Origin of the sequence: Pseudanabaena cinerea FACHB-1277 (assembly GCF_014696345.1) — a bacterium.
Classification (GTDB): Bacteria; Cyanobacteriota; Cyanobacteriia; order Pseudanabaenales; family Pseudanabaenaceae; genus Pseudanabaena; species Pseudanabaena cinerea.
On record NZ_JACJPY010000035.1, the window covers coordinates 26,207 to 41,342 of the forward strand.

General features: G+C 45.6%; 13 protein-coding genes and 1 tRNA gene. 12 read left to right on the forward strand and 2 right to left on the reverse strand.

The genetic code is table 11. The features are described from left to right. Window positions 1–287: 287 nt before the first annotated feature. Window positions 288–1,223: a methionyl-tRNA formyltransferase gene (fmt, locus tag H6F44_RS12210; RefSeq protein ID WP_190351241.1), complete on the forward strand. Its 936-nt coding sequence runs from the start codon at window positions 288–290 to the stop codon at window positions 1,221–1,223. 64 nt (window positions 1,224–1,287) lie between these two features. On the opposite strand, the gene H6F44_RS12215 is transcribed toward fmt, so the two are convergent. Then, window positions 1,288–1,728: an HHL1-like protein gene (locus H6F44_RS12215; RefSeq protein ID WP_190351242.1), complete on the reverse strand. Its 441-nt coding sequence runs from the start codon at window positions 1,726–1,728 to the stop codon at window positions 1,288–1,290. 212 nt (window positions 1,729–1,940) lie between these two features. Between H6F44_RS12215 and H6F44_RS12220 the strand changes: the two genes are divergently transcribed. From H6F44_RS12220 to H6F44_RS12235, 4 genes are all read left to right on the forward strand, one after another. Then, window positions 1,941–2,681, forward strand: a complete 741-nt coding sequence (locus tag H6F44_RS12220; RefSeq protein ID WP_242016547.1) for a TIGR00297 family protein — start codon at window positions 1,941–1,943, stop codon at window positions 2,679–2,681. Window positions 2,682–2,742: 61 nt separating this feature from the next. Next, entirely contained in the window at window positions 2,743–3,660 is a 918-nt protein-coding gene (locus H6F44_RS12225; RefSeq protein WP_190351244.1) for an energy-coupling factor transporter transmembrane component T family protein, read from the forward strand. A gap of 134 nt (window positions 3,661–3,794) precedes the next feature. After that, a complete protein-coding gene (locus H6F44_RS12230) occupies window positions 3,795–5,096 on the forward strand; it encodes a glutamyl-tRNA reductase (protein WP_190351245.1) in 1,302 nt (433 codons plus the stop codon). Between the two features lie 160 nt (window positions 5,097–5,256). Further along, a tRNA-Arg gene (locus H6F44_RS12235) sits at window positions 5,257–5,330 on the forward strand. A gap of 107 nt (window positions 5,331–5,437) precedes the next feature. Here H6F44_RS12235 and H6F44_RS12240 read toward each other — a convergent pair. Further along, complete coding sequence (locus H6F44_RS12240) at window positions 5,438–6,532, reverse strand: LCP family protein (protein ID WP_322096214.1); 1,095 nt, start codon at window positions 6,530–6,532, stop codon at window positions 5,438–5,440. A 59-nt stretch (window positions 6,533–6,591) separates the two neighbouring features. On the opposite strand from H6F44_RS12240, the gene H6F44_RS12245 reads away from it, so the two are divergent. From H6F44_RS12245 to H6F44_RS12275, 7 genes are all read left to right on the forward strand, one after another. Next, the gene (locus H6F44_RS12245) at window positions 6,592–7,548 is read left to right on the forward strand and encodes a sugar phosphate nucleotidyltransferase (protein ID WP_190351247.1); all 957 of its coding nucleotides are present in this window, start codon (window positions 6,592–6,594) and stop codon (window positions 7,546–7,548) included. Window positions 7,549–7,893: 345 nt separating this feature from the next. Continuing rightward, window positions 7,894–8,643: an alpha/beta fold hydrolase gene (locus H6F44_RS12250; protein WP_190351248.1), complete on the forward strand. Its 750-nt coding sequence runs from the start codon at window positions 7,894–7,896 to the stop codon at window positions 8,641–8,643. A 424-nt stretch (window positions 8,644–9,067) separates the two neighbouring features. Then, complete coding sequence (locus H6F44_RS12255; protein WP_190351249.1) at window positions 9,068–10,315, forward strand: hypothetical protein; 1,248 nt, start codon at window positions 9,068–9,070, stop codon at window positions 10,313–10,315. Between the two features lie 124 nt (window positions 10,316–10,439). Continuing rightward, a complete protein-coding gene (locus H6F44_RS12260; RefSeq protein ID WP_190351250.1) occupies window positions 10,440–11,048 on the forward strand; it encodes a GerMN domain-containing protein in 609 nt (202 codons plus the stop codon). A gap of 34 nt (window positions 11,049–11,082) precedes the next feature. Next, entirely contained in the window at window positions 11,083–12,669 is a 1,587-nt protein-coding gene (locus H6F44_RS12265) for a glycoside hydrolase family 3 N-terminal domain-containing protein (protein WP_190351251.1), read from the forward strand. 71 nt (window positions 12,670–12,740) lie between these two features. After that, window positions 12,741–14,333: a D-alanyl-D-alanine carboxypeptidase/D-alanyl-D-alanine endopeptidase gene (dacB, locus tag H6F44_RS12270; RefSeq protein ID WP_190351252.1), complete on the forward strand. Its 1,593-nt coding sequence runs from the start codon at window positions 12,741–12,743 to the stop codon at window positions 14,331–14,333. Window positions 14,334–14,337: 4 nt separating this feature from the next. Continuing rightward, the gene (locus H6F44_RS12275; RefSeq protein WP_190351253.1) at window positions 14,338–14,925 is read left to right on the forward strand and encodes a hypothetical protein; all 588 of its coding nucleotides are present in this window, start codon (window positions 14,338–14,340) and stop codon (window positions 14,923–14,925) included. Window positions 14,926–15,136: the final 211 nt, after the last annotated feature.

The following is a 15,136-nucleotide window of genomic DNA, read 5'->3' on the forward strand; positions in this document are numbered from 1 at the left end:
TTTAACTAAGTACAGTGCTTTGCGCTCAACCCAGCTACAAGCAAAACTCTTGAAAGTGTTGCTAAGCAATGTTCTCAAAATTTATCTGGCTTGAGGTTTGAGCGCAAAGCGTTGTCAAGCCGCCATAGGCTTTATAGGCACAGCCAGTCAAACTAACCCAAAAGTCGAAGGTAATTGCCAAGCAACGCTTTCGATATGGTCGCTGCTTGTACCGTCAAACGGTAATCAGTTTGGCGGCGATCGCATGAGGTAGGCTATAGATAGATCCTATGTAGCAGCAAGATTTTATGCGTGTTGTCTTTTTTGGAACTCCAGACTTTGCGGTTCCCTCTTTAAATAGATTATTAAATGAGCCAGATTTTGAAGTGGTGGGAGTGATTTCCCAACCCGACACAAGGCGTGGGCGCGGCAGTCAAGTCAGCCCGCCTCCAGTCAAGGCAGCAGCGATCGCCGCTAATCTAGATCTCAAAATCTGGCAAAGCGAACGCCTCAAAAAAGATCAACAAATACTCACGGAACTAAACGACCTAGCTGCCGATGTATTTGTGGTGGTTGCCTATGGACAAATTCTTTCTCGCAAGATCCTGAAAATGCCTAAATATGGCTGTATCAATGTACATGGGTCACTACTGCCCCGATATCGCGGTGCTGCACCCATCCAATGGGCGATCGCCAATGGAGAAAGCACCACAGGTATTACCACAATGCAAATGGACATAGGCATTGACACGGGCGCAATGCTACTCAAGCGAGAGTTGCCTATTTTGCCTGAAGATAATATCCATAGCCTCAGTACCAAATTAGCGAATTTGGGAGCAGATTTATTGATTGAGACATTGCGCCACCTATCTGACATTCGCCCCGAAGCGCAAGACGATCGCCAATCTTCTTATGCACCAATGATTGCAGCAGAGGATTATGTCTTAGATTGGACACAAGAGGCGATCGCTTTGCATAATCGTATTCGCGCCTTTCACCCTAATTGCTATACCGATTTCCACGGTCAGCGTTTAAAGATTACGCAAACAGAAGTCATACCTGAAAACAAAAATCTAGATAGCATTGGCAAGATTGTTGAAATCTATAGGGGCAAGGGATTCGCATTACAAACTGGCAATGGCTTGCTGCTCTTGAAAGAATTGCAACCCGCAGGCAAAAAGCTACAATCAGGTTGGGATTTTGTAAATGGAATGCGCTTAGCGATCGGTACATCTTTGGTATAGGCGCTAGCTCTGTGACAGGGTGCGAATTTTACTAGCCAGTAGTTTATATACAATTTTCCGATCTTTAATTTTTGTTACCCCTTTGGACGGTTGCTTTAAAATATTCCTTAGCTTTGGAAAAAGCATATTGAAACTTGTCCCCAAGGGTTGGCTCTGGCATTACGGCTACGGTAATTTCTTCATCGGGAAATTCCTTTAGACGATAGCCATATTCCAGATTTTCCTTGTACTGGCGAAGAATGGGATACAGGCGCACCGCCCCTTTGAGAAGTTCAGCTTCCTGTTGGAAAATGGCACGGCTAATTTGATTGCTGCGTTCCACAGCCATTGAACCTGCGGGAACCCATTCCTTGCCCTTGATGCGAATGTAAATATTGAATTCAGGCAGTCCCTTAGACTTCATTTCATCGTATTTGTTTGCCGCCACCTGATGTTTGTTGGGGGCTTTGGGCTTTTTCTTTTGACCCGACCCACCTGCAAATCCCACTGCTTTAGTTGCACTCATTGTTTTACCTGCTGCTGCTAATTTAATTTTTGATAGGAATTTTTGATTAGAACTTTTCGTAAAAGTTTCTAATGAAAGTTTTTGATAAAAGTTTTTTAAACTATATTAGGAAAGTTTACTTTAAGAAATGTTACTAATACAATCACTCCTTAGCAATAATCAGCTTCTGTGAGAATTTACTAAACTTGATATGTAAGCTTATGTTTGCCGCAATGTTTGAGAACAATCCCATTCCCTCAATCTGGTTAATCGCGATCGCCTTAAATACGGTTTTAGGGGCGATCGCCCTGCTATTGCCACGTAAGGTCTTGACGACCGCAGGTATTTGGCACGCATGGATCTTAGGGATTTTGGTTTGGGGCTGTTTGGGATGGCAAGGCTATGTTGTAATTGTTAGTTATTTAGTCATTGGTTCGGGTGTGACCCGCATTGGCAAAGACATTAAAGAGGCTAAGGGCATTGCCGAAAAACGGGATGGGGCGAGAGGTCCTGAAAATCTCTGGGGTTCTGCCGCAACGGGGGCGATCTGTGCCATTGGTGAGGCGCTCGCCCCCCATCCACTTTGGACATTAGCCTATGTCGCTAGTCTTAGTACGAAGTTGGCGGACACGGCTGCTAGTGAAATCGGTAAGGCATATGGCAAAAGTACATTTTTGATTACTACCTTGCGCCCTGTGCCTGCGGGAACTGAAGGCGCGGTGAGCCTAGAAGGGACGATCGCTGGCATATTTGGCGCATTGGCGATCGCCAGCATAGGTTTAACTGTGGGACTATTGACTAATGCTTGGGACTTGCTCTTTTGTGCGATCGCCGCTTTTGTGGCAACAAATATCGAGAGCTTGATCGGCGCGACCTTGCAGGGGCGCTATGATTGGCTAACTAATGAATTGGTCAATGGCATCAATACCACCATTGGCGCAGCGATCGCGGTTTTGATCGCGGTTGCCCTATAGAAAGTTGCGCTTTGCACAGTTGCCTATAATTAACAAAATAAGTAATCAGTAAATATTATAAGTGGACATTCTGCGATCGCTCCCCATTGGACTATATCTTGAGCAACCTGCCACATGGCTGCATCGATTAGATCCACGCATTAAGCTGTTGGCATTGCTGACGTTTTTACTGTCGCCAATTCAAGCTAACGATCTTTGGCGCGTGGCGATCGCCCTAATATTAGTCGTCTTGACTATTACCGCCAAAATTCCCGCCCGCGCTTGGAAGCAACAAATGGGGATTTTGCTATTGCTGGCGTTTATGACCTTTGCGATCGCCACGATTTCCCCCGATGGATTTAACGTCAGCATTCAGCCGCGCCGTCCCATTCCTGAAATTCAAACCGCCACGGCTCCTAATTCCCCTAGCCTAACCCTAAATCTGCCCCAGCCCACCCCTTACAAATATGTTTTGCTAAAGGCGGGCAGTATCACCGTTACCCGCAAATCCCTAGATTTGGGTCTGCGCGTCTGCACCTTAATCTTCACCTATCTCTATGCACCGACCCTATTTTTATTAGTAACTGCCCCCGAAGAAATTACGGCAGCGATCGCCGCCTTATTTTCACCCTTACAGTTTTTCAAAATCCCCACTGTCGAGATCGTCCTCACCCTCACCCTCGCCCTGCGGTTTGTGCCATTAGTCCTCGAAGAAGTGCAGAACCTCGGTCGCGCTATCCGCACCCGTTCCATCAGTTGGAAGCGGCTAGGGTTTAAACGCAGTACCCAAATTTGGTTGATCCTTGCCGAAAGGTTAATCGACAATCTGTTCATTCGCGCAGAACAGACCGCCAGCGCCATGCAAGTACGCGGTTTCACCAGCCCCAATACCCACCTTGTGCGTTGGCATCCTTTAAAAATGCTGCCCCTCGATTTGGGTTTACTAGTTGCAATTATTCTGATGTGGGGGATGCGTTTTTGGCTAGGTAACGATGTTTAGCAGTCAAAGCGCTGTTCTGTTACAGAACGTTAAGGAGTAATAAGTACCTACAACAGCGATCGCGATATCCTGATAAGCTCTACCAATAACATAATCATTTCCAGTCCAATTCTTATAAGAAACGCATTTACGATATGAATATTGCAGTTGTTGGCTTGAGTCACAAAACGGCGACTGTGGAAGTACGCGAAAAGTTGAGCATTCCTGAAGATCGCATGGAAGCGGCGATCGCTCAACTAATGAGCTATCCGAGTATTGAAGAAGCTGCGATTTTGAGTACCTGTAACCGCCTTGAATTGTATGTGGTTACTAGCGAAGCCGAAAGTGGTATTCGCGAAATTATGCAGTTCTTATCGGAATTTAGCCAACTACCTCTACAGTTTCTCCGTCGCTATCTATTTATTTTGTTGCGCCAAGATGCGGTTATGCACTTGATGCGCGTGGCTTCAGGCTTAGACAGCCTTGTTTTGGGTGAAGGTCAGATCCTCGCCCAAGTCAAGCATACCCACCGCCTAGCACAGCAACACAATGGCGCGGGGCGTATCCTCAATCAGCTATTTAAAGATGCCCTATCCGCAGGTAAGCGGGTACGCACCGAGACCGAAATTGGTACGGGCGCAGTCTCGATCAGTTCGGCGGCAGTTGAGCTTGCCCAGATTAAGCTGCAAGATCTATCGGATAAACACACCACAATTATTGGCGCTGGCAAAATGTCGCGCCTATTGGTGAAGCATTTAATTTCTAAGGGTGCACAGAAAATTGCGATCGTCAACCGATCGCGCAAACGTGCCGAAGACTTGATCAAAGAATTTGAAACTAGTAATGCAGAATTTGATATTCGCCCCCTAGATCACATGTTTGATTGCGTGGCAATTTCTGACTTGGTATTTACTAGTACGGCTTCGACTGAGGTGATTATTAGTAAACAACATTTACTAGAGATTTCCTCAAAGCATACGGGCTTGACCCTTATTGATATTTCTGTCCCCCGCAATATTGGCTCCGATGTCAATGAGTTGCCCAATACGCGAGCCTATAACGTTGACGACTTGCAAGCTGTGGTCGCCGAGAACCAAGAAAGTCGCCGTCAAATGGCAATGCAGGCAGAGACTTTATTAGAAGGCTGTGTGGGTGGTTTTGATCTTTGGTGGCGATCGCTAGAGACTGTCCCCACGATTAGCAAACTGCGGCAGAAGATGGAAATCATCCGTGAGCAAGAAATGGAAAAAGCCCTATCCCGTCTCGGCAATGACTTTGCGGACAAACATCAGGATGTGATCGAGAGCATGACTCGCGGCATCATCAACAAGATCCTCCACGATCCGATGGTGCAGCTTCGCGCCCAACAGGACATCGAGACGCGCCGCCGTGCTATGCATATGTTGCAAGTTCTCTTTGACCTAGATTCGCCCTCTAGTCAACTAAAAGAAGGTTAATAACAAAAAGCCGCCAACAGGCGGCTTTTTGTGGAATGTGCGCTCTTTGAAACCGACTATGATCATCGATGCTTTCACTTTGCAGCAACCTTGCAGCAACATTTTTATTTTTTTGCTTGTCAAAACTGCACATTATGTTATGATAAGGTTCGCGAGTTAAGGGCTTGTAGCTCAGTGGACTAGAGCACGTGGCTACGGACCACGGTGTCGGGGGTTCGAATCCCTCCTGGCCCGTCCAAAATAACACAAAAAGGCATCACCTTGGTGATGCCTTTTTGCTGATATATAGCGAATCCAACAATCCTCACGCTTTCAGACTGAGCAATGGCAATTTGGTATGATTATTTAGTCTGAAACTTACCAGCGATCGCCTCATCAATGTCTTCGGGGCTAGTGATCCAGTAGCTATAGCGAAACTCGTTGGGGTAGCTAGGTCGCCCACTGAGCTTTGATACTTGGATATTTTCCGATTTGATCGACATGGCAAAGGTGGCGATCGCCATCATTTCGTCAAAGCTTAAACTAGAATCAATATGCCTTTGCAAAGTATTGAGCAGAGAGGGCAGGTGCAAGACCACTGAAGGATTCGCCAATTTATCCTTAATTGCTTTGAGGACAATTTGCTGGCGCTTAATCCTGCCAATATCGCCATCTTCATCATAGCGAAACCGTGAAAAGCCTTCAGCCTGAAGACCATTGAGGGTCTGTATGCCTGGGTAAAGATCGATATAGAGTTTTTGGGTATGATCGGTATATTTCATGCGCTTAGGCACATCGACCTCAATACCACCAACGGCATCGACAAGGGAAATGAGTCCAGAGGTATCCACGCGCACATAGCGATCGATCTCAACCCCGTTCAGGGTTCCTGAAACAACTTCTTGGGCAAGCTTCGCACCGCCATAGACATTGGCAGCATTAATTTTGGTGACACCATAGTTAGGAATCGGCACTTGGGTATCACGGGGAATTGAGAGAATCTTGATGGCGCGATCGCTAGGATCGAGACGTACTAAAAACATACTGTCACTGCGCCCATTGAAGGAATCCGCAGAACCAACAGGCGCATCGGCAACCCGATCCACACCCATTACCAAAATTTGATAGGGCTGCTCTAATTTACCACCTAGCCCCTCCATCAAAACTTCAGTAGGTTTGCGCCCTGTCACCAAGCCCGCCCAGTCGATCGCATTGATCGGAATTACCCGACCTAAAAAAGCCCCAGCCCCCACAGAAACCAGCAGTGATAGGGTAAAGGCAATTCTTGCGCCAATTTTGGCATAGGGTATCGGGGTACGACTTTCAGTAATGGGCGGCGTAATGGGCGGCTGCGACCGATCGATTTGCATTGGTTCAGGAGAAATATTGGTTAAACTACGCCGATAGGAGCTATCGGCAGAGCGAATCTTGGATGCAGTAATCGGTCTATTGGTCACACACCACTCCATACTTCTATAATGCTCACAAACAACATATACCGCAAGTCAACAACTCTATGCAAGCTGTAATTATCGCTGGTGGTAAGGGAACTAGACTCAGACCTCTAACCTATGGCTGTCCAAAGCCCATGTTGCCCCTAGTCGATCGCCCATTTTTAGAATGGATGATTAATCGCTGTCGTAATGCTAGTGTGTGCGACATTCTGCTAAACGTGCAGTATCAAGCACGACAAGTTATTGACTATTTTGGTAACGGCGATCGCTTTGGGGTCAAAATCCGCTATGTGGAGGAAACTACGCCATTGGATACGGCAGGGGCGCTCAAGCTGGCGGAGCCATACTTTACGGGCGAGTCTTTGATTGTTTTTAATGCTGATGTTCTGACCAATTTAGACTTAAGGGCGTTGATAAAGTTCCATCAAGAGCATCAAGCAGATGCAACCCTTACCCTCACCAGAGTTCCAGACATTACGCCTTTTGGCTTGGTGGAAGTTGATGGCTCTAATCAAGTGCAAGCTTTTCGCGAAAAGCCCAATGCTGCCCAAGCGGTAGAATTTTTAGCTCAGGGTATTAATACGATTAATGCGGGAACCTATGTGCTGGAGCCGAAGATTTTTGATATCTATGGCAGTGGCGAACCTCTGAGTTTTGAGCGGCGCGTATTTCCTGACGTTTTAGAGCGCGGGCTAAAGATGATGGGTTTTGTGTGGGATGGCTATTGGATGGATATGGGTACGCCTGAGAAATATTTTCAGGCGCAGATTGATGTTTTAGAGGGCAAGGTTCCTTTTGATTATGGCGATCGCCTCACGGAATTGCGATCGGGGGTTTGGGTAGGCCGTAATGTCACCATTGCCGAGGGGGCGGTATTAGAGGCTCCCTGCTATCTTGGCGAAAATGTGGCTATTGGCAGTAAGGCTCATGTGGCTGCCCAAACCTTGGTTGGCGCAAATTCATCGGTTAATCGGGCGATCGCCTCAGGGATTTATGCCGCAGGTTCATTGCTAATTTAGCTAGTTGTGAGTTAAACCCAAACCCAGCAAGGGTTCTCAAAACAAGAAATGGCTAAGCTATTTCTTGTTTTGGTATAGCGGCTAGGGACTTTTTTATGACAACTATTGACAATTATAATCAATAAGGTTAAGGTGTTAGTCAAGTTTTGATACGGCTTGACTCTAGCTTGAATCAATATCGTTTCATTATTCATAGTTCAAATGCGTTGATAGGACTAGATGTCGATCCTAAACCCTGTAAGTGTTGCGGAATATTTTGCAGGACTTTTTCGCATCTAGTTCTTTTTATCTTATTTATATAAATAGTAATCAATCTCAATAATATTAGCTCCCATAAATCTTGCCATGACCTTTAGACAATCCGCCTCACCTCAAGTTGTCGGCATTTCCACTAGCCAATCTCTGCAACGTTTTGATCTGCAACTACTGCGATCGCTGTCGCGGCAATATACGATTGCGCGGTGGGAATATTGCCAAGCTGCCGATGAACCCGTTGATCTAAACTTAGCAGTTGCGGGATTGCACAACTATCTGCAAACCTGTGAGCAGCCCGTGCATTTGGTCGGGCATGGCATTTCGGGCTTAGTGGGGTGGCTCTATGCTAAGCAATATCCTGAAAAACTGCGATCGCTAACCCTGCTATCGGTGGGCGTAAATCTGACGACTAGTTGGCATAGTCATTATTACGAGCAGCGCCAATTATTAGGTTGTAGTCGCGAAACAATGCTATTGCGAACCGCCTTTTATTTGTTTGGCTATCGTGACACCGAAATGCTGCATTGGCTAGCCAATTTACTCAGAGAAGACTTAGACAATTCCCTTATTCCCCATTCCCTTTATGCCCCAATGCATATTCCTCTCACCAGCATTGATACGCCTATTTTGGTCTGTGGTGCGATCGATGACTATGTAATTAATGGTGGCGAAAATGCCTATCACAAGTGGGAAGCATATCTTAAGGACAGCGATCGCCTATGGATGAGCAGTCAGGGTAAGCACTTTTTTCACCATTCACAATCACAGATGGTCAGCAATCAGATTCGTTCCTTTTGGAATTCACTTTTATTAAGACAGAATTTAGTTATGACTCACTAATTATTTATAAGTTTGGACTGTTTGCAATAGTTCGCCTAAATAGGCGATCGCTATGTACGCTCCATGTTGATAATATACACAGGATACCGAGCATACAAACCATGGGAAATTCTTTACTTGTTGGTGCAAAAGCATTAATGAGTAAAAAATTTCTTGGTTTGGGTTGGAGCGCAGAGCGCTATAAGTTTAATTAAGGGGCTTGCTAGTGGTAAATTTTTCGCAGCAAGAGATTTGACAAGGGGATTAAGCCCTTTGTGCTGTTAGATCACCAGTTAGGACTTACGCAAAACGACCAAAATTAGGGGCGACTCATGAATTTGCCCCTACGCTAGAATCAGGGTTTAAATGTCTCTTGTGTAAGTCCTAACCAGTATGAAAATTGTCAATAAATTGCAGACTGGACAAACTAGATTGGAGGATGTCAATGAATTTAACTGAAGCCTTGATTCAAGAGCAGTATCAGCCAAGGCTGCAACAGGATCGAACTAAAGCGATCGCTAACCTTGAAGCTTCTCTCAAGAGAGCAACAGAAACAGCATCAGTTCATAGTTCAATTGAGCAGTTTTTTGAATATGTCAATCTGAATCTCAGTCTTGCCTTGGTGCTAATCGCAACACGACAGCCTCGGCTCTCAAATCGGGCTAACGAACTGATCCAGACTGTGGCGATCACCTTGCAAGCAAATATGGGGGATGCCAATACATCTGTATTTGAGCAGTTAACCGCCCATTGGCATTATGTTCAGGCAGTACTGGCCCTAGAGACTGGCAAAAATCAGGATGTATTACCACGATTAGAATTAGCTTTGCAAGGTTATCTAAGCTGTGGCTTGGATGTTAGTGCGGTATATGATACTTTCGGTCATTATTATTTAAGTATTAATAATTTCGATGGAGCGCTTTTTAATTTTGAAAGATCGCTTAAAGAGAGAAAGCAGATCAACCAAAGTGCAGCAATTGGTAAAAGTTATGTCAATTTGGGTGAATGGTATCTAAACGTTGCGGAAGTTGGTCAGGCGGGGCAACTATTTCAAAATGCGTTGGATCTGGCTCTAGCAGTGGAGGATTACAATTTGCGTCTGCAAGCTTTGAGGGGCTTAGTAAAGGTGGCGATCGCTGAGTCCCGTTATGGCGATGCGATCGCGATTATTGAGGATGTGATTCCCCAATTTCAAGAACCAATTGATGCCATTGACTTAGGCTATTGGTACTGCGACCTATCGAAGGCACTATTGGGGCTGGACAAGGTTGAGGAAAGCCTGATCTGTATACGGATTCATGTATTGCCGCGCTTTCGTGAATTTAATGATCAAAGGGGTATGGCAATCGCCCGCCAGTTGCGTGGACGTATCTATACCCGCCGAATGCTAGAAGGGCTAGATGTCGTTGATGAAGATGCGATCGAAACGGCGGCGGATTCATTGCTTGATGCAGCTTTTAGTTTTGAGCAAATGGGAATGCTTTTGGACTATGCCAAAACCCTATATGACCTCGCCTGTTTGTATCAGTTGAGTAGCGGCTCACATTTTTATTATCAGTATCAAGGTAAGTCCCTGCGATCGCTAGAATTAGTTGTCAGCATTTTGGAACAAATTAATCTAGGTGAGCATCCCCTTGCCAAAAAAGCCGATCAAATGCTCATGCAGGTGCTACAGGGCAAAGTGAAGAATTAATTTCAGGATCTAATTTCAGGATCTAATTTATGTGCTTTTACGTCTTAATCTGTGTAGAGGCTGTGGATATGTAGAGCCTTTATATCCATAGCTATCATTCATTGAAATATTTTGAGTAAGTACTATGAAACGCCCTGCTGTCAATAAAACCTTTAATAAAGCCACTTGGGTTAGCCTGCTAGCTGCGGCAGTCATCGGAGGGTCAGCAACTGCAATCCTGCTAAATAATAGCCCCAATGGTCAAACCAACTCACCGATCGCCAATCCTACCTCCATCAATCAAGTTACGCAGTCGCCTCCTGCGGCTAGAGCCGTAGATGGAGAATTGTCTGCATATTGGATTGAGTCAAAACGCAACAAACTTGTGGCTGTACCGATCGCCATCAAAGCCAAAAACAATGATGAAGCAATTAGTCAGGTGGTGAATAGCCTGATTACCGAAAAGCCACCCGAATCAGAACTTCATAGCGCGATCCCTGCTAAAACCAAAGTTTTGAATGTAAGTGTTGAGAATCAAGACATCCGCATTGATTTATCCCGTGAATTTACTCAAGGTGGTGGCTCTGCTTCAATGCAGGGAAGAATTATTCAAGTTTTATATAGTGCGACTAGCCTTCAACCCGATGCCAAGGTGTATTTATCGGTTGAAGGAAAATCTTTAAAATATATTGGCGGTGAGGGTTTGGAAGTACCACAGCCAATGACACGCAAAGATTTTGCGCTAGAGTTTTAAAGTCATCTGCTCAAAACACCACTTTAAAAAAATCATGCTGCCGATCCTGAATTCGATCAAACTGCCTGATCTTGACCGACTGAGTTTGGTTGAACAAATTTCGCAGATGCTGGTAGTGCGTACCTGCGGAATGCTCTATGACCATCAAATCCAATATCCGCGATGGGAATTAACCCGCCCCGACTTGCAAAGGTTGATTGGGGAATTTGGCGTGGGCGGCGTGATTGTGATGGGGGGCAGTGCGGCGGAAGTGGCGCTCAAGGTGCAAGAGATGCAGTCTTGGGCAAAGATTCCCCTGTTGGTGGCGGCGGATGTGGAGGAAGGTGTAGGACAGCGCTTTAGCGGCGCGACATGGTTTCCACCACCGATGGCTTTGCAGGATGTGTCGGTCAAATATGCGGAGGCGATGGGGCGGATTACGGCGGCGGAGTCTCTGGCGATCGGCATTAATTGGATGCTTGCGCCGATTGTGGATGTGAATAATAACCCTGAAAATCCTGTAATTAATGTGCGTGCCTTTGGGATTACGGTGGGGGAGGTGATGGGGGCAACTAGGGCGTTTATTGCAGGCGCTCAGCAATTTCCGATTTTGACAACAGCGAAGCATTTCCCAGGACATGGTGATACGGCGGTGGATTCCCATTTACAAACGCCAATGCTGCCCCACGATCACGATCGCTTTGAAAATATTGAATTCCCCCCTTTTCGCAATGCGATCGCCGCAGGGGTAGATGCGGTAATGAGCGCCCATATTTTTGCGCCGCAGCTAGATCCGCAAAATATCGCCACCCTCTCACCCCCGATCTTGACGGATATTTTGCGCGGTGAGATGGGTTTTGAGGGGTTGATTACCACCGATGCGCTGATGATGGCGGGGGTGGCAAATCTGGGGAATGCGGGGGAAATTGCGATCAAGGCAGTCTTAGCGGGGGCGGATATTTTATTGATGCCAACAGATGCGATCGCCACAATTGAGGCATTAGCGGCGGCGGTGGAGTCGGGACAAATTAGCCGCGATCGCATTCGTGAGTCTGTCCAAAGAATTTGGCAAGCCAAACAAAAGGTTTGTGGAGTAATGCCAGATTTAGTGCCAAATTTGCATAGGCTGGGCAATCCTGAAAATTTGCAAGTTGCCCAAGAGATTGCCAGCCGCGCAATTACCGTACATTCACAAATTTGTCATACTGCCGAGAATGTCGATTTGCGTAAGCTTAATTTATTGATTGTCGATGACACCTTGACCTGTAGCGAGTTTTTGACGGCGAGATCGCCTGCGGTGGTTCTGCCCAAAGCCCAAGGCTATCATCGCATTGTCACCGATGGGCTAACTATGGCAAATCTAGATTGCTGGCAGGGCGATCGCTTTACCCAAGTTTTGATCCAGATCTTCAGCCGTGGTAATCCTTTTCGCGGTAATACTGATTTTCATGAACAGCTTGGACAAATAATTGAACAGGCGATCGCCTTACAAAAACTTGAAGCCGTAGTTGTTTATGGCAGCCCCTACTGTCTCGATCACTTTTTGGCGATTTTGCCGTCGGATATCCCTTGGGGTTTTGCCTATAGCCAACAGCCCGAAGCACAGACGGCGGTTTTGCAACAAATAGGTTTAGCTAAGTAAAAATTCGCGATTGCACAAGGGCGATCGCAAATTTTTATTTTGCCTGTGATAATCTATGGTTTATCTTGTTCATGTCGGGTTTTGCCTTGAAAAAACTGATATTCACTGCAATTTCTTTGCTGACAATTTGTGCAGCAAATCCTAAGGATGCTTATGCAAACAATGCGTCCCTAACCCAAAAGGACAATATTAATCAAGTCGCTAATCAAGCCATTTGCACGGAGCAGTTACCCAAAGCAATTGCTCAAATTGTGAAAACTCCTGCCTATCAACGCTCTCGCATTGGCGTATTCGTGCAGACCAATCAGCCTCAGCCCAGGGTGTTAGCTGACTTTGACGGTGATCGCCTATTTATGATTGCCTCAAATACTAAACTTTTTACCACTGCGATCGCCCTACATACCCTCGGCGCAAATTATCGATTTACGACCAAATTGCGTTCAGCTAGTCGCCCTAACGCGCAGGGTGAACTCGTCGATGGTTTATGGATTGAGGCAAAGGGTGATCCTAGCTTCAAGCAATCGGACTTACAAAATTTGGTCAAACAGCTTAAAGATCAAGGTGTAAAGCGGATTCAATCTGGAATCTGGGCAACGACCTCGCGGCGCGGCGGCGAAATCGCAGGTAGTTGGGAATGGCAGGATTTACAGGAATATTATGCGGCGATCGCATCCCCTTTTACGATTAATGAAAACTCCCTAGATTGGCAAATTTCGCCAAATCAGCAGGTGGGCAAACCTGCAATCTTTACTTGGCAAGATCCTGAATTAGCAAAAGAATGGCAGGTTGAGAATCAATCAATTACTGTTCAAGCTGATGCGGCATTTGATCTGCAAGTAATTCGTCCTTACGGCAAAAAGAAAATTACGATCACGGGGCAGATTCCTGAAGATGCTCCCCCCGAACTAGGTGCGGTTGCAATTCCTAATCCTGAAGTTCGGTTTTTAGAATTACTGCGCCAAGAGCTAATTGCCCAAGGCATTGCCATCCCTGCTGAATTGTCAAGATCGAAGAACAACTCTGTTTTAGCGTCAACTCCTGCCAATCAAGACCTAGCTGTTCATCAATCGGCTCCCCTTTTAGAACTGGTGATTGCCACTAACAAAAGCAGTAACAATTTATATGCCGAATTGCTGCTGCGGGCGGTGGGCGATCGCTATCGCCAAACATTAAATACTGCTAACAATAATTACATCACCATTAGTAAAGATAAACACCATGAAGAGGATAGCGATAGTAATGGCATGATCGCCATGCAGCAATATTTGCAATCCCAAAATATTGACCCTGATGATATAGCCCTTGCCGATGGTTCTGGTCTGTCGCGGCATAATCTCGCTACGCCTAGGGCGATCGCTAAGCTGCTGCACGTTATTGCTAATGACAAAATGGTGGGTAAATATTTTCGCCAGTCATTGCCCATCGCTGGGGTTGATGGCACATTGACCCGCAGATTTAGCAATAGTGATGCTAAAGGTCTATTGCAAGCAAAAACAGGAACTCTTACAGGGGCGATCGCCCTATCGGGATACGCTCAATCACCAAAGTACGGCGAAGTTATTTTTAGTATCATGGTCAATAATGCTCACTTGCCTAATCGTAAAATTCAGCAAGATATCGATGCGATCGCTACGCTATTAACTCGACTCCATTCTTGCAACTAAATTCTTGCAACTAAGCACAGCCCTGATGCCTCAAACCGATCAACAGCGTAAGCTCAAGAAGATTACAAAAAACCTTGTAAACCGATATTGGATGCAGTTTTTGATTGGATTGCTGCTAAGTGGCATTGCTACCTATTTCATCTCTAATGCCACAGTCAATCGATGGCAAGCCCTATGGTCTGGTCATGATCATGCAAACTTACCTCTATGTTCAATGCCAATGCCAGAGTTATCTTCCAATCAATTCCCCAATCAATCACTAAATCAATCTCAAGATCGGCAAAGGTTAGCATTTAAACCCATAAGGTTAGTGGTTGAGCCTTGGCGGGGTGAGCATAATGTTTATGCCGTTTTTGCAGTGCCTTTGACTTACTACGAGACTTACTATCGTTCGCTGATGCAGGTGGAAGGCACTAAAAAAGGTTGGGAGGCGACTATTGCTGATGCAAAGGGAATGAGATTGGTAGCTCCTGAAGGGCATTTTTTGATGGTTAGTTTTTTTCCCACAAGGCTATCGATTTGGTATTGGCTCACAGGTAAGTTTGCCAACCTCCAAGATCCTTGTAACTGGACTCTGTATATTTATCCTTGAAAAATTACAGGTAAATTGATACTTTTATCATAAATAAAGAAATGGCATAGCCATTTCTTTATTTCAATACTTCGGACATAAAAAAAGGGGAACAAAAAAGCTATTCATCGGATAAGGTGCAAGTAATGAATCAAAGCACCAAATGAATAGCATTAATGACATATTACCGAAAGTAGCAACCAAGGCACAACAGAAATTTCTGTCAATCCTG

Coding starts and splice junctions, on each gene's coding strand:
- fmt (WP_190351241.1), top strand. CDS start 288: ATGCGTGTTGTCTTTTTTGGAACTCCAGACTTTGCGGTTCCCTCTTTA.
- H6F44_RS12215 (WP_190351242.1), bottom strand. CDS start 1,728: ATGAGTGCAACTAAAGCAGTGGGATTTGCAGGTGGGTCGGGTCAAAAG.
- H6F44_RS12220 (WP_242016547.1), top strand. CDS start 1,941: ATGTTTGAGAACAATCCCATTCCCTCAATCTGGTTAATCGCGATCGCC.
- H6F44_RS12230 (WP_190351245.1), top strand. CDS start 3,795: ATGAATATTGCAGTTGTTGGCTTGAGTCACAAAACGGCGACTGTGGAA.
- H6F44_RS12245 (WP_190351247.1), top strand. CDS start 6,592: ATGCAAGCTGTAATTATCGCTGGTGGTAAGGGAACTAGACTCAGACCT.
- H6F44_RS12250 (WP_190351248.1), top strand. CDS start 7,894: ATGACCTTTAGACAATCCGCCTCACCTCAAGTTGTCGGCATTTCCACT.
- H6F44_RS12255 (WP_190351249.1), top strand. CDS start 9,068: ATGAATTTAACTGAAGCCTTGATTCAAGAGCAGTATCAGCCAAGGCTG.
- H6F44_RS12260 (WP_190351250.1), top strand. CDS start 10,440: ATGAAACGCCCTGCTGTCAATAAAACCTTTAATAAAGCCACTTGGGTT.
- H6F44_RS12265 (WP_190351251.1), top strand. CDS start 11,083: ATGCTGCCGATCCTGAATTCGATCAAACTGCCTGATCTTGACCGACTG.
- dacB (WP_190351252.1), top strand. CDS start 12,741: ATGTCGGGTTTTGCCTTGAAAAAACTGATATTCACTGCAATTTCTTTG.